The organism is Psychrobacter sp. UBA6766 (genome assembly GCF_002453355.1).
In the GTDB taxonomy this organism is placed as follows: Bacteria; Pseudomonadota; Gammaproteobacteria; order Pseudomonadales; family Moraxellaceae; genus Psychrobacter.
This window is the reverse complement of record NZ_DKGQ01000010.1, coordinates 42711-64990: the sequence shown is the minus strand read 5'-3', so window position 1 is coordinate 64990 and position 22280 is coordinate 42711. Positions and strand designations below refer to the sequence as shown.

Here is a 22280-nt window from a genome sequence, read left to right as displayed (position 1 = left end):
ATCCAATTGAAGACATGCCCTAACAACTTTTAAATAATCCTCGTTAAATTCAAGTTAGCTTTGGGTACGGCTTTTGACATAACGGTGCGTTGAAGCCAGTTTATTCATCACCGTTTGATGTAATTCTTCTAATAACTCGTCAAGCTCGTAATCGATGTCTAAAAACAAATCCGTGAGCATATCGCCAGCGGTCATTTTTCCTTGCACGACATTATTTTTAGTGCGATGCGGGCTAAAGCGTTGCAGCTGCTCATAATGATGCAGCGCTTCAGGGATACTTTCAGACACCAGCTTATCGATAACAAACTGGCGCTCATTATGTTGCTGCTGTTGCTCGGCATTGAGCTCGCTACTCCATTCACGGTAACGCTTTAGCTTACTATTAATCCGGTCTAATATGGCGACCGCTTCAATCGGCATGGCATTTAGGGTGGCTGCATCGACCACATCAACAAGCTCAGTCATAATCGGACAGCGTCCATGTTTAAGATACCATAAGGTATCTGGGTCAAAAGGAGGTCTATTGGTCGGGCGCATTTGGGCACGATTGGCTAGATAGCGATCAGTCAATGGCGTCGGCGTGCGAATATCATTCACTTGTGCTAAGGCATCACAAATACGCTCGCTACGCTGCGGCTCGCTAAGCAAAAAGTTGGCAGCTGAGGTATCCATGTTTTCTTGATTAGCGCTACTATCGCCATGCTTATTTGCATTATCAGAAACTTCTTTAGCGGCAGCTTGCTGAGCATTTTTGGCAGCGATGGTTGGCAGGTCATCTTGGGCTTGCCCGAACGACTGTAGCATTCTTGTCAGACTTATGACCATGACCTACCCTGCTCCTCGCTTATTCTTTATTCATTGCTGACTAATATTTCTGAATAGTACTGATGACTTGGTAGCATCTATTGCAGCAAACACATTGCATTCGACTATTTTATCCCTTATCTTAACAGCTTTTTCGGGCGCTGCCAGTAAGCAAACGTCACCGTTTCGATTGTTAAAGGATAAGGCCATTATCATGAACTTCACCGATTATAGCGCCGGGTTTTTGCTTGGTTTATCCTTGATTATCACCATTGGTTCACAAAACGCCTTTGTCCTCAAACAAGGACTGAAACGCGAACACATATTTTTCGTCTGCTTATTTTGCGCCATCAGTGACGCGGTTTTAATTTCTGCTGGTGTCGCTGGCTTCGGTGCGGTCACAGCGCACTATCCACAAGTTGTGAACATCGCTAAAATTGCTGGCGTCGTATTCTTGCTAGGCTACGGATTACAAAGCTTATATGCTAGCGTACGTCTATCACATGCACTCACTGTCGATGGTCAAGTGGTCACCAGTTTAAAAAAAGCCCTGCTATTATGCTTTGGCTTTACTTGGCTCAACCCGCACGTCTATCTAGATACATTGGTGCTGGTCGGCATGGTTTCAACCGGTGCCAGTAGTAAATTGGCCTTTACAGTCGGCGCGGTCAGTGCATCGTTCTTTTTCTTTTTTGCATTAGGTTATGGCGCGCGCCTGCTCAGACCTTTATTTGCCAAACCAAAAGCTTGGAATATATTGGACGCTTTGGTAGGGTTTTTAATGCTGTATTTGGCTTGGCATTTATACCAAAGCTAACAGCTTGTTTAGTTTATTAACGCTAAAAATGAAAAAACCAAATACGCTATGAAACGTATTTGGTTTTTTATTTATCAGGTTAGACTCAAGAAACTTTTTTGCGCTTTTTAGGTTTAACAAAGGTTAAGTTTAAAAAGTGCTCAAGCGAATCATCGAGAATGTCTAACCATGGCTCCGGCAATTTAGGTGCCATTGTGCCCGTTAAAGTAGAACTATAAGCCTTTTCTCGAAAGGTCATGATGTTCTCGGCTTTGTCCTTTTGCCATTCTTTTAAAATCTCACCCTGCTTTTCAACAGCAAATTCTGGATAATCGGTGGCATTGGTCAAATCGCGAATATAAGCGGCTTGAAAATCGATTGAATCACTGACCGTCACGCATTTGGCATACGTTGCGAGCCATTTTTGCTCGTCTGCTTCACGCGCTGCCAAATCGGGCAATTCGATATCACCCATAATCACATCACGTGCATACCATGCTTGCGCATCAAACATATTAAAGGTGAAATACTGGTCTTGCATGCCTAAATAAATCAGCTTTGGATTTGGCTGCCAAAAGATACCTTTGTACAAGTTGGCTGGATACAAGCAGTTGTGCGTCTGCAAACGTAGCTCATCTGGCATAAACGGGAAATGAAATAAATAACCGGTGCACATGATAATAGCGTCAAACTTTTGGCTCGTACCATCGGCAAAGTGCGCGACATCGTCTTCAAAATGCGTCACTAATGGCACTTCTTTAATACCTTCTGGCCACTCATAACCAAGCGGTTGACTACGATAGCTGATGGTCACAGACTTGGTGCCATATTTGTAGCACTGGGTACCAATATCTTCGGCAGAATAGCTACTACCTACTAATAAGATATCTTCATCTTTAAATTCTAGCGCATCGCGGAAATCATGCGCGTGCAAGATACGACCTGGAAAGGCTTCTAAACCTTCAAAATACGGCATATTTGGCGTAGAGAAATGACCAGTCGCTACCACCACATAATCAAACTCTTCGACTTCTTGCTCATCGGTTTTATGGTTCATCACCGTCACGGTGAATTTTTGCGTGTCATCATCAAACGACACCCAGCGCACAGGGCATTCAAATCGAATATATTTTTGGATATCTTGTTTATCGATACGCCCCATGATGTAGTCTTTTAGGACTTCACGTGGCGGGTATGATGGGATGGCTTCACCGAAGTGTTCATCGAATGAATAATCGGCAAACTCTAAGCATTCTTTGGGGCCATTTGACCATAAATAGCGGTACATACTGCCGTGCACGGGTTCACCGTTCCTATCTAAACCAGTACGCCAACTGTAATTCCACATACCACCAATGGCGTTTTGCTTTTCATAACATACGATTTCAGGTAAGTCTTTTACCCCGGCTAAACGAGCCGCTTCAAAGGCACGTAACTGTGCCAAACCACTTGGACCCGCCCCTAAAATTGCCATTCTTTTCTTACTCAAAACTCACTCCTATAATATTGTTGTGCTCCTATCATAACATATTTGTATGGATAACGTTTTTAATGCAGACTTTTGGTGATTAATTGAAATTCGAATCATCATTTGTAAGACATATAAAGGTGTTACTAAACAACCTTTTAGGATAAGTCTTAATATTTTTTAGCAAATAGGCAGGTTTGACTACTTTAGGAGGTTTTAGACTTTAGCTCAATAATAAAAAGACCATGTTTTTTTACACGGTCTAAAAAGATACGGATATATTTTAAAAAAGAAGGGGCGTAAAAAAGGACAGGTAAGAGCCATTAGAGAAGTAAGTGGCAGAAAAGAAAGGTGACAATTACACTAAGTCAGGAAATAAGGTACGTAGGCCGTTAACGATAATCTCGATAGAAACTGCTGCAAGCAACATACCCATAATACGACTCATGATATTAAGTCCAGTATCGCCCAATAACCGACTGATACGACCGGCAGCCATTAGCGCCACATAACAAAATAAGCTGATAAATAAACCAGCAATCAAAATGGCAGAGACTTGCAAAATACCAGTGACCTGTGATGAATAAATAATCACCGTCGAGATACCGCCAGGTCCAATCATCATCGGAATGGCAATCGGCACCACCGCTGCAGCCATCGTTGGCGGCGCACCTTGCAAATGGTCAACATCAAAGTTTTCTTGATCGGGCTTAACCGGGTTACCTTCGCCATTCATCATATTCAGGGCGATTAGAAATACCAAGATACCACCTGCCAACTGGAACGAACCAATCGAGATACCCAACGCTTTTAGGAGCGTTTCACCTGCTAAGGTAAAAAAGCTGATAGTGATAAAAATCGTCAGGCAAGCCACGCGCGCCACTTTACGGCGATTATTCAGCGAATAGCCGTGAGTTGAATCCAAAAACAACGTCAAGGCGCCAAAGGGATTAATCAGTACCATAAAGGCTAAGATTATCTTGATAATTTCAGTATCCACTGAGCGCTCGCTTATCTATTGGTCAAATCGGACAAAAGATAAGGTCGCTATGCACAAGTACAGGCAAAGACGACCTTATAATCGGTAGCAGCGGCATTGTAGCATAGCCAGATAAGCCTATTAAATCATTAACTTTGCTTAATGTCTCGTCATTACCAATTCAATAGCATATCCGTACAAATCTGCCCTTTTAATAAGCTATTTAGCCGTGATTTAAAACGCGAGTGAAACCATAAACCTAACTATGAATTTAAATTAAAGGTTAATCTTAAGCGCTAAAATCGAGGCCAATATCTAATGCTGTCGTACTGTGGGTTAAATAACCCATCGCGATAAAATCAACGCCTGTTTTTGCGACTGCTTGCACGGTTTCAGGGGTTATACCGCCTGAAGCTTCGGTTTTGGCGCGACCCTTACACATGACGACGGCTTCTGATAATACGTCAGGTGCCATATTATCTAACAGTACCAAATTCACGCCGGCATCTAAGGCTTGCTCTAACTGCTCTAACGTATCGACTTCAACTTCTATTGGTATGAGATGCCCGGCAAAGTCTTGCGCTTGCTGGATGGCAGTTTTTATATCACCGGCGATAGCAATATGGTTATCTTTGATTAAAATTGCATCATCTAAGCCCAAGCGATGATTGCGCCCGCCGCCGCAGCGCACCGCGTATTTTTGCACAATGCGCAGCCCAGGTATGGTTTTACGCGTACAAGTAATTTGCGCTGGATAGTCGGCGACGCTATCGACGATTTTTTTGGTGTCTGTCGCAATACCACTGAGATGAGTCATAAAGTTAAGCGCAGTACGCTCTGCGGTTAGTAAATTCCGCGCGTTACCACGCACTGTTGCCAGTACCGTACCCGCTTCAACCGTTGCACCGTCATTCACTTTGGCAATAAACTCGATTTGCTCGTCAATCAAAGCAAAAGACAAACGCGCTAAATCCATCCCACATATTACGCCTGCTTGCCGCGCTTTTATTTGTAATTGCGCTTGCATATCTGCTGGTATAGTCGCTTGTGAAGTAACATCACCGCGCCTACCCAAATCTTCCGTTAATGCCGTTTCAACCAAAGGTTTAAGCAATACTTCAGCCAATGCTGGCTCTTGTTTAACTGTCATATTTGACCCTTATTTTGCCTGATATTTATATGCGTTCGATACACTTAATAAAACATCTTTAATTAAACTCAAAATGAGCATAAATATAGCGCAAAGTACAAAGCCTCGCAAGAAAAGGGTGCAAATTAATAAAATCAACCAATCTGATTTAGCTTTAATATGAGTATTTAGCGTCAGTATAGGAAGGCTTATGCAGTTGATGCTATTTTCGTTTAGGCAATTTACTATCCATCAGTAAACTTTGTAGCTCAATATCATGGCGGAAGCGATAAAGCTTGGCAGGGCGACCGCGCTGAGCGCTACTACTCTGCCCTGTCTCCATGACGAGTTTTTGTGAATCTAGCAAGCGACGGAAGTTTTGCTTATGTAAAGGTACGCCTGATAACGCTTCAACGCTTTGTTGCAGCTGCGATAAGGTAAACACGTCCGGCATCAAACCAAAGATAAGCGGTCGATATTCAATCTTGGCACGCAGTCTTGAGATAGCGGTGGCAATCACGCGGCGATGGTCGTAATACATCGGTACGCCTATTAACTGCAACCAATTTGTAGGCAACCTCACTTGGTAACTTGGCGGATAAGTCGGCGCTTCAGGGATTAAACCTGCTTCATAAAGCATCTCATAACGCAGCAAGACATGCTCGGCCACCCATTCTCTATTTTCATAAGTTTTATCAGCATTTAATACTTTGTCCGTATCTTTGAGATTATCAACCCTCAAGGTTTCCTCGCTGATTCCCCAGCATAAACCAATACGCTGACGGCGGCGCTGCTGCACGACTGTTTCTGCTGCGCTATCCGCCCAGCTTAATAACGCCGGCACAATATGATTCATAATCATACTTGGCATGCCGTCCAAGTGATTTTCCCATGGGAAATACTCGTACCAATCGCGCCACAATGCTTGGCTTGGCAGCTCTTGCATTTGCGCTTCTTGCACCAACCCTAAGTAGCTGACATAGACAAGCGCATGACCATCGACGTTGCGCCGATTGGTATCAACAAAGGTATATAACTGCTCTAAATAACCAAGCGGCTGCTGCGTTTGCTCCTCGACCCATTGACGTACGCCCGCTTGCAAGGAGCGATGTAATGGCATCAATGGCCCGTTAGGCAAGAGCTTGCCTTGGTCAACCGTTAAAACGCGCGCGGTGTGCTCAGTAATCGCTACTAGCACGGCGACCACTTCTGTGGTGCCGCTACCTTGTTGATGCGAATGCGAATAAGACAACGTCATGGCTTTAAAGGTTTCCTTTATGTTTAAACGTGAAATGAGCGTTTTCAAGATGAAGTGTTTATAACCATGCTTAGTATAGCGTGAATCGAAAACTATCATAGCCTGCCGTTGTAAATAGACGATATCGGAAGCAATAAAAAAGACAGCGAGCAAGGTAAGTTTTGACGAATTACGTATCATTTTAGAAGCAGTTTATAAAAAATACTTGTAATTATGCTCAAAATGAGCATAATTATTAAAACTTGTTATTTAACCATATTTATTAACCATATTTAACTGACTCACTTTTAGCGGCTATTGGTTTGCCGTTATCGCAGCAAAGGTTTGCACTTATGAAAACTTATCCATACGACGCGCCCATCATGAGCACTGATAATCGCATTGCGACTCAGATGAATATCGAATACGCCAAAGCGAAAATCCCAGCGGATTTGCCACGTGCGGAACGACTTGCGGTTGAAGAGAATATTAAGCAGCTATTAAAAGAGCATAATGCGGTATTGGTTGCGCATTACTATGTTGATCCTTTTATCCAAGATTTGGCCTTGGCAACCGGCGGCTGCGTTGGTGATTCGCTAGAGATGGCGCGCTTTGGACAAGCGCACAGTGCGCAAACCTTGGTCGTCGCTGGTGTGCGCTTTATGGGTGAATCAGCAAAGATACTGAGTATGGAGAAGACGGTACTGATGCCAGATTTGGAGGCTGAATGCTCACTTGATTTGGGCTGCCCTGCTGATGAATTCTCTGCCTTTTGTGATGCCCATCCTGAGCGTACCGTGGTGGTTTATGCCAATACTAGCGCTGCTGTGAAAGCCCGTGCTGATTGGGTCGTAACGTCTTCGGTTGGCATCGATATCGTCCGACATTTGCATGCGAATGGTGAAAAAATTATTTGGGGTCCTGACCGCCATTTAGGTAAATACATCGCGCAAGAGACTGGCGCCGATATGTTGCTTTGGCAAGGGTCTTGCTTGGTCCATAACGAGTTTAAAGCTACTGAGCTGCTGCAATTAAAAGAGGAATACCCAAACGCCAAAGTATTGGTGCATCCTGAGTCACCTGATAGCGTCGTAGCACTGGCCGATGTGGTTGGCTCGACCAGTAAGCTGTTGCAATCAACGTATGAGATGGATGCCGATACCTTTATCGTTGCCACCGACTTAGGCATCTTGCATGAGATGCAAAAGCGCTCGCCACATAAGCGCTTTTTAGCTGCGCCAACGGCTGGTGAAAGCGCCAGTTGTAAAAGCTGTGCTTTTTGTCCATGGATGGCAATGAATGGCCTGCAAGGTATTGAACAGTGCTTGACCAATCGTAGCGGTGAAGTCCTCATGACGCCTGAGCTGGCAGCAGCAGCTAGAAAACCTTTACAACGTATGCTTGATTTTGCTGAAGCGCAAAAACAACGTGTGGCCGCGAGCGGAGATATCGTCAAAGACCGCGAATTATTTGCCAATGTCGGAGCGGCCTAATATGAGCGAGGCACAGTCAGCGGATAAGGTAAATACTTATAATTCTACAGATATTATACAGACAGACGTGCTCATTATTGGCGCTGGACTTGCTGGCTTAAGTACTGCTCGCGCCTTGCCAACATCGCTGAATATTACCGTATTAAGCAAGGCTGCATTGGAGGTTTGCTCAAGTCACTATGCTCAAGGTGGCATCGCCGCAAGCTTAGATAAAAACGATTCTATCACTGACCATATTGCCGATACGCTCATCGCTGGCGCAGGATTATGCGCGACTGACAATACCACTAGTATCTTGAGCTCCGGACCGCAAGCCGTGCAATGGCTCTGCGAGCAAGGCGTACCCTTTACCTTGATTCCGCAACAGGAAAGACAGCCATATAATAATGCAAATCCTTTAGCAGCATTCCAGACTAGCGATTTGCATCTGACCAAAGAAGGCGGTCATGGCTGTCGGCGAGTTGCACATGCCGATGATGCAACTGGTCGCCACGTGATGGAGGCTTTAACAGTCAAGGTAAAAGCGGCAAGCAACATTACTGTGCTCCCGTTTCATGAAGCGCTGAGCCTTTTAAAAAGCAGCGCCAATCCAAATAAGCAATGCCAAGGTGCGCTTGTTTTTGATCACTTCAATCAACGTAAACTCACCTTTCATAGTCGCGCGGTCGTCTTAGCCAGTGGTGGCTTGGGGCAACTATTTAAACGTGCCAGCGCACCGAACGTCTGTGTCGGCGATGGGGTGATGATGGCATGGCAAGCAGGTTGCCGCTTGGCAAATCTAGAGTTTATCCAATTTCACCCGACTGGTTTGGCATTTGGCGACAGTAGCTTTTTGATATCTGAAGCACTACGCGGCGAAGGCGGACGTTTATATTGTCCACAAACTGGCAAGCGTTTCATGCTTGATGTTGATAAACGCGCAGAACTAGCTCCAAGAGATATTGTTGCGCGTGCCATCGCTGAGCAGATTAATCAAAATGGGCTTGGTTATGTCAATCTTGACGTCAGTCACTTGCCAGCGGCATTTTTGCGCGAGCATTTCCCGCAGATTTATAAAACCCTATTCGAACTCGGTATTGATATCACAAAACAACCTATCCCCGTTGCACCGACTGCGCATTATAGCTGTGGCGGCGTGGTCACAGATGCCAATGGTTTGACTGATGTGGTAGGACTTTATGCGGCAGGCGAAGTTGCTTACACAGGTCTGCATGGTGCCAATCGCTTAGCAAGTAACTCACTCTTGGAGTGCGTGGTGGTTGGGCGCAATATCGCTGCTGACTTACCGCGTTATTTAGCAGCTTTAGATAAAATAGATACAACTACAAACAATAGTAATTTAAAACAATTAGCTGCTGATATTTGGTCAGCGCCAACGCTTAAAAACACTCAAACGATTACTTTACCTAGCACTACTCTGCCTTTGTTTGACGCTTATCAATATAGCACTACGAAAAGCGCTTTAAATATCGATACTAAAGTCACTGATATCAACGGAATAACGGCGCAGCTAAAAACATTGATGACCAATAACATGGACATCACCCGTAGTGCTGAGCAGCTAGAACAAGCACTAATACAAATTCAGCAATGGCAAAAGGGCACTGGTTCTGATAAAACTAATCGCTCCGTTATAATTAATAAGGATATGCCTCCTAGTCTAAATGAGCTGGCGGAATTTCAGTTAGTAAGACAATTACAATTAGCGACTTTAGTTATCGAGTCCGCTTATCAGCGTCATGAAAGCCGCGGTGGCCATTACCGTCAAGACTATCCACAGTTAGCAACTGTAGCTAAAACCAGTGTGATTGAGCCATTATTAAATCAGGCAAGTATGCAAATTTCTCGTTTCAATACTTTTATGATAAATAATGAGGCAATAACGGAGGCCTCATAAGCAGTTTTGTCATGCAATAATATGGCGAATATGACTTCGGTTTTAGCACTGATTTTCCAGCATTTACGCGGTGATATGATACAATCTCCAGCTTCCTAAAAAGACCTTGTTAAAAGTGCCTTCTTGAAACTGCCTTGATAAAAATCATAAACGCTGCGAGCCCTTCACCATGCAAAGCCTCATTACTCTTGTTTTGGTATTAATGCCAATGTTTATTGGCTTTGCCATTCCCTCAAATCCAACCATGACTAAGCTTGCCGATAAAGGCTTGTCTTATTTGGTCTTTATCATCTTAGGTTTGATTGGTATTGAGCTGGCACAAGTCGAAGGGCTTGGCAGCCAAATAGGTGAAATCGCCCTATATGTCACCATCCTATCGATACTGACAATTGGCACTGGCTTATTTGCTCTCATGCTGTTTGACCGCCTGCGCCCGTGGCATGCCAAAAAGCCCAGCGTCAAATCCAAAGAGCATCGCGTTAGTATTCGAGGCAGCTTGGCGCAAGTGATTTGTGTGGTGATTGGCATGGTAATTGGCTATCTCTTACCCGTGGATTATATGCCGCCTGAAAACACCATGACCGCAATGCTGATGGTATTAATCTTACTGGTCGGTATTGGCTTAAAAGGCTCGGGCATTACCCTTAAAGAAGTACTACTCAATAAACGTGGCGTCGAGATGAGTATCATCTTTACACTAGCCGTTCTGGTTGGCGGACTTGTTTTCGCGCTGATGTTTACCGATGTATCATGGACAAAAGGCTTGGCACTGGCATCTGGGTTTGGTTGGTATTCGCTATCAGCGATTATCATGACTGATGCTTATGGCGCCGTTTGGGGCAGTGTGGCGCTATTTAACGACTTAATACGTGAGTTCTTTGCGCTATTATTTATCCCCGTCTTTATGCGCAAATACCCATCAGCGGCGGTTGGACTTGGCGGCGCGACCAGTTTAGACTTTACCTTGCCTATTATTCAACAATCTGGCGGTCTAAAAGTGGTGCCATTGGCGATTAGCTTTGGTTTTCTAATTAATATTGTATCGCCAGTGCTGATGGTGCTGTTTTCGGCATTGGGGTAGATACATTTTAGCATTTGCTAAATTCATATTAAGTGATATCATGTATATCAATATGACCGTCACCTCTGCTCTTGCAAGTGGCGGTTTTCTATATCTAGTGATTCAACTTCATAATAACTTATTTTATAGCCATAATTTCCAGTCATCTATACTCGTTACCAAACCAAAATCTGTAATATTGACAGTATTATTAGGTACAGTAGGAAATTCCTTCAATAAAACTTTAAAACGTTTATTCCACTGAGAATTAGGGCAGATAATATTTAGCATATGCTGCATAATACAAAAATAAAAAAATGGTTTATGATTTGCAAGTGCCGTCCATCTTTCATCTAATGTAATAGGAGCTGACTGTTCAAGAATGTTAGCATTCCATAATCGACTGTGGTGAGCACTAACATTACGAATAAAGTTTAGACTACGTAACCATTGCTCAAGTTGTTTTCCAGTAACCACATATTTTTGTGCAATAGTCGCTTTATCTGAATAAGTCATGCCAGCATACAATCTAGACATGCAACCAAAATCCCAAACCTCAATTGCTACCCAAATGGGTATAACTCCCTTATAAGAATTATTATGATGCGAAATGAAAGGCTCTTTTCTTGCACGATGTAATAACTGACTATGCTTTTCCAACCAAAGTTGGAGTTCAGTCTTTCCTTTATTCCTTCCTTTCCTAATTATCTTTTTTGCAAAATTACCATCTAATTTCTCTGCTTGTTCATGAGCTTGTGGATCTTTTTTACCCAATATATGCGCAATATCCACTCGAACTGCCATCTCTATTCTCTCTAATGCATCCAATGCTAAGAGCCTCAAGTTTTTGTCAAAGACATAAAGCTCTACAATATGCTTAAAATGGGTATTGTCTACGAATAAACTCAGCCGTTTGTTTGTAGAGTTGTCATTGAACTGACGGAATGGATACCAGTAACCACTTAACCGATAATAACCGACTTTTTCAAGATAACTGAGTGCTGCTGCTTCATTGTCTATTAGTATATCTTTAGCTTTTAAACTATTAAGTTGCTGTTGGAATGACAACCAAGATTTACTCATTTAATGTACTCTGCTTCATACTATTAATTATCAAACACGTAATCACCTAAACCCCACTTGCCTGTTTGGCAAACAGGCGCATCAGCGGTTTAATTTTGCTGACACGATACATACCTTCATTACGAAGTTGTTGAATCGGACGCATTTGAGCAAGCGAGCCTACAAATAGCCAGTTAAGCGCTGAAAAGCTGTGCATCATTAGACTGTTATGTGGACGACGCAGACGCTCATAGCTACGCAAAGTTTGGTTCGTACCCCAGAGTTTATTGCCACTGCGCGCATAGTCATGGGTGAGTTGTTCACTTAACGCCTTCACATCGAGCATGCCCAAATTCAGCCCTTGACCTGCCAGCGGATGTACACCATGCGCAGCGTCCCCAATTAAGACTAAATTATCGGCGACGTAGCTTTTTGCTTGCTGCGCCGCTAACGGAAAGCTGGCGATTGATTCAATTTTTTGGATAGCGCCAAGCTCATAATTACTAGCAGCAGCCAATTTATCAGCGATATAGCGCGGCGATTCTTCCAACAATGCCAGCGCTTGATTGCGTGGTAATGTCCAGACGATTGATTGCCAGTGTTGCGGGTTGGCTTTATCTTCATCAGTAATATCAGCAAGCGGCAATAACGCCAGCGTTCCTGTCGGCAGCATGGCTTGGCGAGCGGTTGCTTGATGCGGCTTGTCGGTTTGAATGGCACAGCAAATCGCCGTTTGCTTATAATCAAGCACATCCAGCTCAATGCCTGCTTGCTTACGCACAAATGAGCCACGACCGTCAGCTCCAACCAATAAATTAGCATTAATCACGGTATCGTTATCTAAGGTCACACGGTAGCCTTGCACGCTACCGAGCCAGTCCATATCGATAACCTTATGCCCATCGATAACTGTTAGATATTGACTGACATCAGACGCTGATAAACGCTGCCATAATGCGTGCTCAATGACTGCTGGCTCAACCATACTACCAAGCATTTTGGGTTCAGTGTTTTGATTACTGTCATCACTATTATCCTCACTATCACCGAATAATAGCTCGCCCATACCATTTAATTGCCACACCTGCATTTGCGAGTAATCGGCTTTTCGGCCTGATGCAGATATTTTTTGCCAAGCATCGACATCTTTTAGCAAACCAATGCTGGCAAGACTCAAAGCATAAACGCGTGCATCACGTTGACCAAGCACCTGTTGCCAATCTGCTTCACCACGTTGCGGTCGCGCATCGACGAGCGTTACTGGCATTCCCGCTTGCACCAGTTTAAGGGCAAGCGTTGCACCGACGATACCACCACCGATAATGAGCGTATGGTTATTTTTCATAAGTTATCTCTCAATGTTAGAGCGCTTATTATATTAAAACGCTTATTATCAACTAAAATTACCTATCAACATGGTTCAACTCTTTTAAAGCGGTCGGAAATAATTCGGCGCAGCCTCTGCAACTAACGTACAGCCAGCGAGACAAATAATTGCCGATCGCCGAATATGAATGCTTTGCGTAACTTCAGCTATTAATACTACGACTTCAAGCCCATCGCATAATTGGCAATTAATGGTTTAATATTCGGTAATTTATCAAAGGCAACCAGAGCCACATTACGTGCCAGCTTCACCGCTGGATTTGGATGCGTAAAGCCATGGACAACGGCATCACAAAAACGAATCACGCGTTTTTGGTCGGTTTGACGAGCTTTTTCATAACGCTTAAGCAAAGTCGGATCGCCGATATCTTCGCCTTTTAGCACCTGCCGACTCATCATTTGCGCCAGTACGTGTGCGTCGCGCATGCAGAGGTTAAACCCTTGCCCAGCAACTGGATGCAGGGTATGAGCCGCATTTCCCATGATGACGCAGCGGCCGTCGACCTGTTTGTCTGCCAGTACCCGCGTTAATGGATAAGCGCCGCGGCGACCGGCTTTTTTAAACGTGCCAGCGCGCGCGCCAAAGGCTTGCTGCAAGGTTGCCAAGAAATGCGCATCATCTTCTAGATACTGCATTTCCTCGCCCGTTGGGCATACCCAAACTACCGAGCGTCTATAGCCTTTTTGATACTCATCATTGCCGTCGCCTTCTGGATCAGTCAATGGCAATACCGCAAGCGGCCCTGCTGGACTAAAACGCTCAATAGCAATATGCTCATGTGGCTGATCGCTCTCTACCACCCCAACGATAGCGGTTTGTTTATAGTCATAAGTGCTGGTGCCGATATTTAACAACTGACGCACGGTAGAGTCGCGACCATCACAAGCGACTAATACGCTGGCTTGTAATTGCTGCTCGTGCTCTTCTTCACCGTAATAACTAAAGCTCAACGTCACGCCATCGCTTTGTTGGCTAACGGCTACCACATTGGCATTATCAATCAGGGTAATCAGCGATTCTTGCTGGGCAGCAAGTAACAGCTTTCGTCCAAGCCACGCGTTTTCCATCACTTGACCAAATGACTCGACCTGCTCCTCGGCTTTATTCAATTGTGCGCGTCCAAAGCTGCCTTGTTCACTTATCTGCACCGCATCAATTCGGCAAGCATGGCTTTGTAACTCATCCCATAAGCCAATCTCTTGATAAATTTGTACTGTTCGGCGTGATAATGCAGTATTGCGACTATCTAGATAGTGGCTACGCTGACGGTCATCATTGGGGCTGATGGTTGGATAGCTGTTTTTTTCTAGCAAGGTGCTAGCGATACCATGATGCGCGAGTAACAGCGCAAACGACAATCCGACATGCCCCCCACCCGCGATAAGAACTTGCTGCTCAGTCATCGCAGATTTATTGCCATGACTAAATTCAGCAGGATTGGCTTTTGACAAATTTGCTTCAGCATTTTGCATGGTTGTTATTCCTATTATGATCCATTTAGTACGCTATTAGACACAATGACTTTACACCCAAAAAGATACTCAAAAATCTTGTTTTATCTGATACGTCTTTCGTTATTTAATAGTCTTATCCCAGTTTTATAGCGCTTTTATCTAAGCACTAGTATCTAAGCACTAGTATCTAAGCACTAGATTACCACAAATTATCCCTTGTTCTGTACTCCTGGCACTAACCAAAGTGGCTATATAGTTTTGTTGCCGTTTTCTCTCTAAGGTGTATGATCTACAGTTGCAATCACCATACAAAAATAAAGCGCTACTTCCCTCATATCAATTGAATTTTAACAAAAATTTCGAAGAAATCCCCTACCTCTAAGATAGTGGGATGAATACGTTTGATATAACAGCCAATGTGTCGTATGGTATATAACCAATCTATTTATTAAAAGGCTTACTGTTAGATGCTCTTGGACACTAATTCTCTTTCAGTCTTCCTATTAAACTACTATCTTATTTTGGTAACTAAATATCGTAGAGAAGTATTTAATGATGCAGTATCAGATAGAACCAAAGCAATTTTTTGAGCGTATCAGCCCCGATTATAAGATTGAAGTTATTGAGTGGAATCATGACAAAGACCATGTTAACATCCTATTCAAAGCCCATTCAAAAAGTGATCTTAGCAAGTTTATTAACACCTACAAATCAGCAAGCAGTCGCTTATTAAAAAAGAATTTCCACAGATTAAAAGCAAACTTTGGGAGGATAGGTTTTGGTCGCAATCGTTTTGTTTAATAACCACAGGCGACGCACCTCTTGAGGTAATCAAGCAGTACATTATGTATCAGGGCAAATAATGACCAAACAAATCCTAAAAGCCTATAAAGTCAGGCTGTATCCGGCCATTGACCAGCAAGTATTCTTTGCTAAGTCGTTTGGTTGTGTACGCTTTATCTGGAACAAGATGCTTAGTGACAAGATAGAACACTATAAAGAAACCAAAACCCAATTAAAGAATACCCCAGCTCAATATAAAAACGAGTACGAGTGGTTAAAAGAGGTCGATAGCTTGGCATTGGCCAACGTTCAGCAAAACTTAAGAGGCGCTTATAATAAGTTCTTCAAAGGCGGTTTTGGCTTCCCCAAGTTCAAGAAAAAAGGGCAACGCGACAGTTATACAACCAACAACCAAAAGGGCACAGTAGCCGTCACGCACAATACCGTTAAACTGCCTAAGATTGGTCATATCCCCGCCAAATTCCCGAATAAAATAAACGGCTTAATCAAATCAGCGACCATCAGCAAAACCCCATCAGGCAAATACTATGTCAGCTTATTGGTTGAAACTGTTGTTGATGAAATAGTGAAGACTGACTCAAACATCGGCATTGATTTAGGATTAACTGACTTCATCGTCTTATCGGATGGCAGCAAAGTCGCTAATCCTAAGTTTCTATCGAAGTTGCAACACAAGTTGGCAAGAGAGCAAAAGATTTTAGCCAGGCGCAGAGTAGTGGCCAATGCGCAGCAACGCAAGCTGAGCGACAGCCGCAACTATCAAAAGCAAAGAATTAAAGTCGCCAAAATTTATGAGCAAATAACCAATAGCCGCACTGATTTTCTACATAAACTCTCATTCAACCTCATCAAAAACCACGATGTGATTGCTATAGAAGATTTGAACGTCAAAGGTATGGTTAAGCATAAAAAACTATCAAAAGCGATTAGTGATAGCTCATGGTCAACCTTCACTGCCATGCTTGCTTATAAAGCGGAATGGTATGGCAAGACGCTTGTCAAAATAGATAGATGGTACCCATCTTCTAAAACCTGTTCAAACTGTGGCCACTTACTGACCAAGGCTGAATTACCCTTGTCATTAAGATCATGGGATTGCCCTAGTTGTTTGCAAACCAATGATCGGGACATTAACGCCAGTATCAATATTCTCAATGAGGGTTTGAAGCTGGTCACACTAAAAACCGTCGGTGCGACGGAGTTAGCTTAGTCAATTTGCCTAACCGCTGATACAGAATACCGTATCAAGTATGGGTATTATCTAAGAAACCCCTGCCTCTAAGGTGGAGGGTAGTTCATAATCTATCTACCATAATGAAGGCAGTATAGTTACTTATTACCAGTCATTTTACGAATAACAATTCTTATCAGCCATTTATCGTCATCTTAATTTCTATCAGCTAAACAACTGTTATAAAAGCAACAAACGTTATAAAAACTATTTAAAAACATTGAAACACGACTCACAATTTTATCTCTAAAGCCCGCTCGACTATCATGCATAAAAGCAATGATGCACAGAAGCAGCAGCCATAGTAGCGGGCAACCAAATACAAGGATAATCGCTTGACTGATTCCATAAGCCGCCGTATACATTTTGAATCGTTGACCCCAGCACAGCTGAAAACCGTGCTCGGCGAATATAATAACCACATGAAATATATCCAAGAACGCCTCGATATTAAAATCAGCCAACGCCAAGGCGACTTCTGTTTAAGTGGCGATATTTTGGGCGTTGAGCGCGGCGAACGCATCATTTATAAAATGGTCGATGAAGCGCAAAACACCAAAGATATCAGCGCCGAAGAGCTACATCTTATTATCCAATCGAGCATCGCCCGCGATGAAGATATAGAGGCCGATAAGCAATCGGCTGCCGAGGAAGATGCTGATAATTTGGAAGCCGCCACTGACTTTACGCCGATTAGTCTGCGTACCCGTAAAGGGAAAATTATCCCGCGCGGTGGCAATCAGCAGCGTTATGTCAGAGATATTTTAGCCTCTGACGTGTCGTTTGGTATTGGGCCTGCTGGTACGGGTAAGACTTATCTTGCCGTCGCTTGTGCGGTCGATATGCTTGAGCGCAATGAGATTGAGCGTATTTTATTGGTGCGTCCAGCGGTAGAAGCTGGCGAAAAATTGGGCTTTTTACCCGGAGATTTGACCCAAAAAATCGACCCGTATTTACGTCCTTTATATGACGCGCTGTATGAAATGCTTGGCTTTGATAAAGTCGGTAAAATGCTCGAAAAGCAAATCATTGAGGTCGCCCCGCTTGCCTATATGCGCGGTCGTACGCTAAACAATTCGTTTGTTATCTTAGATGAAGCGCAAAATACCACGCCTGAGCAAATGAAGATGTTCTTAACGCGTTTAGGTTTTGGCTCACGAGCGGTTATTACTGGCGATATTACGCAGGTCGATTTACCACGTGGGCACAAATCAGGTCTGGCGCAAGCGATGGATATCTTAAGCGGTATCGAAGAGATTCATATCACCAAGTTTGACTCAAAAGACGTCGTGCGCCATCAATTGGTACAAAAAATCGTTGAAGCTTATGATGTTTTTGATGAAGAGCAACTCGCCTTACAAGAAAAGCGTAAGTTTGAGCGCATGAAAGAGCAAGAGCGTAAACAAGCCATTTCTGATGCCGCCGCTAAGTTATAATCTATTTTAAGCAACGTATATATATGACACAAACCGGATTTGATATCCGGTTTTTTAGTGTTAATCATTTATTGCTAGTTAATTAATCTTAGATACTTTCACATTGAAATAAAAAAGGAGAGTAGCATGAGCCCAGCCGAACATAATAACGCTGAAAATCACTTAAACGAGAATATTAATAGCCGTTTTAATAATGATGAGAACGATAAGAACTTAGCCGCATTTAATACTAATGGCAGCTTAGCCGTGCTTGATATAAGCGCCGCCGATAGTATTGATGACGAGATACTGGATAGCTTTTATCCTCGCGAAAAATTGTTAAAAGTCATGATGGCGACTTTGGATAATATCGATGAGCATATTAACCATGGCCTGACGCTGCCTTACTTTGCTGATGTCGATGCTGAGATATGGCAAGAAAAGTCTAAGGCGCTCGATATTTATATTATCGATGCAGTCGAGGGTCAAGAGCTAAATTTAGAGGCGCGCGGCAAAGACTATGCCACCAATATCTTATCCTATCCAAGCGACTTGCCAGCGGCAATCATTGGACTGATGCCAACGCTACCGCTAGGCGAGCTCATTGTTTGTCATGCCGTGGTCGTACGTGAAGCTACTGAACAAAACAAGACTGTAGCGCAGCATATTAGCCATTTATTGATTCATGGCATACTGCACTTACTTGGTTTTGACCACGAGCTCGGACAAGCCGAACAAGATGAGATGGAACGCTTTGAGATTGATATTTTGGCAGGATTAGGGTTACCTAATCCTTATTTTTAGCTTTTAGTTAGTGGCAACGTCTGTGATTTATCGGTGTTATTAACCAACTGCTCTAGCCCTTTAACATGGACGCTACGCTGCGGGAATGGAATATCGATTTCATGATCCTCTAAGGCATATTTAAAGGATTCAAGTAAATCACAGTTCATCGACCACCAGTCGTTATTGGTAGTCCAAACGTTTAATGTTAAATCGACTGAATTTTCCCCTAAATTCGTCACTCGAACGATAGGTGCAGGATCAGTAAAAGCCATGGCATTATCGTTGGCCAGTTTTAACATGATATCTTTGGCCGTTTTGATATCGGCGTCATAACCAATACGAATGGTAATATCAACGCGGCGATTGGGAAGCGCTGTATAATTGGTTACCGCTGAAGTAGTGATATCATTGTTGGGAATAATGATGTCGTGATTATTGATGGTCGTTAAATGGGTATTAATCAGGGTGATTTCGGTAACCGTCCCAGTGTAGCTGCTAATTTGTACGTAATCGCCGCGAACAAACGGGCGAAAGGTCACAATCATGATACCAGCAGCGAAGTTTGATAGCTGATCTTTAAGCGACAAGCCAATCGCCACCGCTGCACCGCCCAAGATAGCAACGACAGAAGTGGTTTGTACGCCGACTTTACTGAGCGCTGCCAAAATAACGACGACCAGTAACATGCCATATAATAATCGGCTTAAAAAGTTGGCAGCCGTTGCTTCTAAATGGCTACTTAGCATAATCCGATTGCTGAAGGCGACGATTTTTTTCGCTAGCCAGCGCCCGATGATAAATATCAACAAGGCAAAAGCGATTTTCAACACGATGCTAAAAGCGCTTTCTGTTAAAGTGGCAATATCGACGGTAAAACCTAAAAATTCCATACTGGCTCTTTATTGTAAAACTGTTTTAAAAAACTATTATCTTATAATTGTGCTTTTATAAACACTTTTTATCATTTAGATATTTATTATTATGTAGCTTTGAATAAAACTTCACTGATTTTAAACTGCTTTAGTAAGTGACGTCCACTCTATCACTGTAGCGATACGTACGTATCAGTCGCAACTCGACGATATCATTCATATCTTCGGTAAATTTACCAAAGGGCGCGGCTTGTCTGACTGACTGTTTGGCCGCTTCATCTAGTATGGTCGAGTTTGAGCTTTCAAGCAAACGAATGGCTTTGAGATTACCGTCATTACCGATAACGACCATCAAGCGCACCTCACCCGTGATACCTTGAGCACGCGCTTGGGAAGGATATTGCAGATTCCCGACCCGCTCAACGTGCTCACGAAAGGTATTGATATAATCGGCGGCGGCACCGCGCGTTGTCGAATTGCTATCGACGGTCACAACTTTTGATTTGGTCGCGTAAAGCTGTTGACGCTGAGACAGCTGTGCTTCTAAGGTAGTGATTTGCTTACGCAGGCGTTCTTCTTGCGCTATCATGTCATCTTGTTCTTGCTTGCTATCATTGTCAGACTCGACGCTTGCTTCGCGCCAGCTTAGCGTCGTACGCAGATAGCTTTCTTGATAACGCTGCTGACGGACTTGACGCTGCAAGTTAATCACATCCTGCGTCTCGCTCACTTGCTCGGAAGACACGGGGCTGATCTGATCCGTTTCTTGGCGAATTTGTTCTTGCACCGTTCCGCCGCCTTCTTGGGTGGCATTGGCAATAAACTGCGCATCTTCATTTGGCTGCATATTCTCGGTTAAAGCTTTTGCAACGTCCTGCATCATGCCAGCAGGGTCTTGTCCCATTGAGAAGCTGATTCCAAAAATAATCAGCGCATGCACGCTAACGGCGATAACAACCGCCATCGGCAAACTGATATCACGCTTGGGCGCTTGCGCTGAAAAATGATAGCTTTGCGAGTCTTTAATATAGGCCACAGTTAATCTCAGCTGATAAATATAAGGGTGGTCGGCAAAAATCGTATGAGGTAAGTTCAAAATAAAAGCAATACGTTAATAGTCAGGTGTTACTGGAATGAGTTTTTCGTGGCCTCTGTGATAGCAGAAATCAAGAAAAACTTATTTCAGTGGCACTAAAGCGCTTTTAAAGTGAATCGATCATATAGCTGTTCTTAAATGAAATGAGCACCTGTCGACCAATGCCGGCGCTATCATACCATGACGCATAATTGTATCGCTAGCACAACTGTATACCGCAGCTATTAACAGAGTTGCTTTCTTATCCCTGCTAATCTACTAACTCGCGTTTGCAAAGTTTGGCGTATTAAAGCCATGCATATTAAAGTTTTTTTTCAATCGATGGTAAATAGTAACCCTGCTTAATAAGGACAAAACGTAGACGTCCATTTTGCATGCTGCCATTTTAATATATACTGTTTTATAAGTATTTTTTGCGCTTGCTATTAAACGCTGAGCACTATAATTATAAGGATAATAAGTTTGAGTAACTTTGATCATATGGACAATAGGGATGATTCAGACAGTTTTGAGGATTTATTTGAGGGTATCGCTGACCGTTTTGATGAATCATTCAGCGATGGCTGGGAGCGTCTTACCCAAGCAGTCAAAAGTATCTATAACAAAACGACAGATAAGTTTGAGGATGAAATATCCTTGCCGGTCGCGCAAACCTACGTCAACGATGCGCTACAAAAATTTGTCACCGATAATGTAAAGGCCATTTTAGAGCTCCGCGCTGAGATACATGACGACTGGTTTCGCTTGTATTGCACGGTTGATGTTGGCGGCATTTACGCCGAGGTGGCGAGTAATTTTAGTTTGGTTCATGTGCAGCTTGATCGCAACGTCCAGCGCTTCGTTTTTGGGCAGCAGACTTATACCGATGTCCTCAATCTACGCTGCGAGTCGTTTATCAAGCGCCAAGGTCTTAAGCTTTTTATTTGGTTTTATCATAATGTCCTCAAAAAAGACCCTTTGGGCTTTATTTTGTCTTATATCAATATCGCGCGGGCAAAAGAAGAGATTATTTACCTTGATATCAATCGCTGGCTCAAAAAGAACAAAAAAATTATCAGCACTTTACATAAAGTTCAAGTAAATTATGGCGAGCTTGAAGAGGAGCAATTGGTGCTTAAAACGCAAATCAATTATCGCGATTTGCTGGCGAGTAGTGCCGATGAAGATATCATTAGCGATAAGGATGAGCCTGAATTGATGCAAGGTCCTATTAATCCAATTGATGACGCTACTGAGCCAAGTTTAGAGCCTTCTTCATAAAAAAATTAAAAGCACCACGCTGACCATGAAAAAGCGCTGACTCTTAAAGA

The 22280-nt window shown here is 43.3% G+C and carries 19 protein-coding genes and 1 pseudogene; 10 read left to right on the top strand and 10 right to left on the bottom strand.

Going from position 1 to position 22280, the window contains the following annotated elements; translation table 11 throughout:
* Window positions 1-54: 54 nt before the first annotated feature.
* Window positions 55-825 (bottom strand): hypothetical protein, encoded by a 771-nt coding sequence (locus B4K26_RS02785; protein ID WP_296243396.1) that lies wholly within the window; start codon window positions 823-825, stop codon window positions 55-57.
* 193 nt (window positions 826-1018) lie between these two features.
* On the opposite strand from B4K26_RS02785, the gene B4K26_RS02780 reads away from it, so the two are divergent.
* Entirely contained in the window at window positions 1019-1621 is a 603-nt protein-coding gene (locus tag B4K26_RS02780) for a LysE/ArgO family amino acid transporter (protein WP_296243407.1), read from the top strand.
* Between the two features lie 85 nt (window positions 1622-1706).
* On the opposite strand, the gene B4K26_RS02775 is transcribed toward B4K26_RS02780, so the two are convergent.
* From B4K26_RS02775 to B4K26_RS02760, 4 genes are all read right to left on the bottom strand, one after another.
* Window positions 1707-3089, bottom strand: coding sequence for an NAD(P)/FAD-dependent oxidoreductase (locus tag B4K26_RS02775; RefSeq protein ID WP_313631331.1), 1383 nt, complete (start codon window positions 3087-3089; stop codon window positions 1707-1709).
* Window positions 3090-3426: 337 nt separating this feature from the next.
* On the bottom strand, window positions 3427-4068 hold the full coding sequence (locus B4K26_RS02770; protein ID WP_144297246.1) for a MarC family protein: 642 nt from the start codon (window positions 4066-4068) through the stop codon (window positions 3427-3429).
* A gap of 268 nt (window positions 4069-4336) precedes the next feature.
* Window positions 4337-5197 carry a carboxylating nicotinate-nucleotide diphosphorylase gene (gene nadC / locus B4K26_RS02765; RefSeq protein ID WP_296243392.1) on the bottom strand — a complete coding sequence of 287 codons (861 nt, stop codon included), beginning with the start codon at window positions 5195-5197 and terminating at the stop codon, window positions 4337-4339.
* Window positions 5198-5399: 202 nt separating this feature from the next.
* Window positions 5400-6434: an NUDIX hydrolase gene (locus tag B4K26_RS02760; protein ID WP_296243390.1), complete on the bottom strand. Its 1035-nt coding sequence runs from the start codon at window positions 6432-6434 to the stop codon at window positions 5400-5402.
* 332 nt (window positions 6435-6766) lie between these two features.
* Between B4K26_RS02760 and nadA the strand changes: the two genes are divergently transcribed.
* The 3 genes from nadA to B4K26_RS02745 all read left to right on the top strand — a co-directional run bounded on the left by nadA (window position 6767) and on the right by B4K26_RS02745 (window position 10884).
* Entirely contained in the window at window positions 6767-7906 is a 1140-nt protein-coding gene (gene nadA, locus B4K26_RS02755) for a quinolinate synthase NadA (protein WP_296243388.1), read from the top strand.
* Window position 7907: 1 nt separating this feature from the next.
* Window positions 7908-9803 (top strand): L-aspartate oxidase, encoded by a 1896-nt coding sequence (nadB, locus tag B4K26_RS02750; RefSeq protein ID WP_296243387.1) that lies wholly within the window; start codon window positions 7908-7910, stop codon window positions 9801-9803.
* A 169-nt stretch (window positions 9804-9972) separates the two neighbouring features.
* Window positions 9973-10884 (top strand): lysine exporter LysO family protein, encoded by a 912-nt coding sequence (locus tag B4K26_RS02745; protein ID WP_296243385.1) that lies wholly within the window; start codon window positions 9973-9975, stop codon window positions 10882-10884.
* 123 nt (window positions 10885-11007) lie between these two features.
* On the opposite strand, the gene B4K26_RS02740 is transcribed toward B4K26_RS02745, so the two are convergent.
* From B4K26_RS02740 to B4K26_RS02730, 3 genes are all read right to left on the bottom strand, one after another.
* On the bottom strand, window positions 11008-11946 hold the full coding sequence (locus tag B4K26_RS02740; RefSeq protein WP_296243383.1) for an Abi family protein: 939 nt from the start codon (window positions 11944-11946) through the stop codon (window positions 11008-11010).
* Window positions 11947-11992: 46 nt separating this feature from the next.
* Window positions 11993-13270, bottom strand: a complete 1278-nt coding sequence (locus B4K26_RS02735) for an FAD-dependent oxidoreductase (RefSeq protein WP_296243381.1) — start codon at window positions 13268-13270, stop codon at window positions 11993-11995.
* A gap of 197 nt (window positions 13271-13467) precedes the next feature.
* Window positions 13468-14715 carry an FAD-dependent monooxygenase gene (locus tag B4K26_RS02730; protein WP_296243405.1) on the bottom strand — a complete coding sequence of 416 codons (1248 nt, stop codon included), beginning with the start codon at window positions 14713-14715 and terminating at the stop codon, window positions 13468-13470.
* A 518-nt stretch (window positions 14716-15233) separates the two neighbouring features.
* Between B4K26_RS02730 and B4K26_RS12845 the strand changes: the two genes are divergently transcribed.
* The 5 genes and pseudogenes from B4K26_RS12845 to ybeY all read left to right on the top strand — a co-directional run bounded on the left by B4K26_RS12845 (window position 15234) and on the right by ybeY (window position 19020).
* Window positions 15234-15356, top strand: a complete 123-nt coding sequence (locus B4K26_RS12845; protein WP_414708029.1) for a transposase — start codon at window positions 15234-15236, stop codon at window positions 15354-15356.
* Window positions 15319-15629: pseudogene (gene tnpA, locus B4K26_RS02725) on the top strand (IS200/IS605 family transposase). Before B4K26_RS12845 ends, tnpA begins: the two are co-directional and overlap by 38 nt.
* Entirely contained in the window at window positions 15629-16780 is a 1152-nt protein-coding gene (gene tnpB, locus B4K26_RS02720; protein ID WP_296243379.1) for an IS200/IS605 family element RNA-guided endonuclease TnpB, read from the top strand. The pseudogene tnpA and the gene tnpB overlap by 1 nt, the downstream one beginning before the upstream one ends.
* A 356-nt stretch (window positions 16781-17136) precedes the next feature.
* Entirely contained in the window at window positions 17137-18237 is a 1101-nt protein-coding gene (locus B4K26_RS02715; protein WP_193031816.1) for a PhoH family protein, read from the top strand.
* A gap of 126 nt (window positions 18238-18363) precedes the next feature.
* On the top strand, window positions 18364-19020 hold the full coding sequence (gene ybeY, locus B4K26_RS02710) for an rRNA maturation RNase YbeY (RefSeq protein ID WP_296243377.1): 657 nt from the start codon (window positions 18364-18366) through the stop codon (window positions 19018-19020).
* On the opposite strand, the gene B4K26_RS02705 is transcribed toward ybeY, so the two are convergent.
* Window positions 19017-19892, bottom strand: a complete 876-nt coding sequence (locus B4K26_RS02705; protein WP_296243376.1) for a mechanosensitive ion channel family protein — start codon at window positions 19890-19892, stop codon at window positions 19017-19019. The two genes, ybeY and B4K26_RS02705, sit on opposite strands and share 4 nt — an antisense overlap.
* Before the next feature lie 130 nt (window positions 19893-20022).
* Window positions 20023-20970, bottom strand: a complete 948-nt coding sequence (locus tag B4K26_RS02700) for an energy transducer TonB (protein WP_296243374.1) — start codon at window positions 20968-20970, stop codon at window positions 20023-20025.
* Window positions 20971-21432: 462 nt separating this feature from the next.
* Between B4K26_RS02700 and B4K26_RS02695 the strand changes: the two genes are divergently transcribed.
* Window positions 21433-22230 carry a hypothetical protein gene (locus B4K26_RS02695; protein ID WP_296243373.1) on the top strand — a complete coding sequence of 266 codons (798 nt, stop codon included), beginning with the start codon at window positions 21433-21435 and terminating at the stop codon, window positions 22228-22230.
* The last annotated feature ends 50 nt before the right edge of the window (window positions 22231-22280 follow it).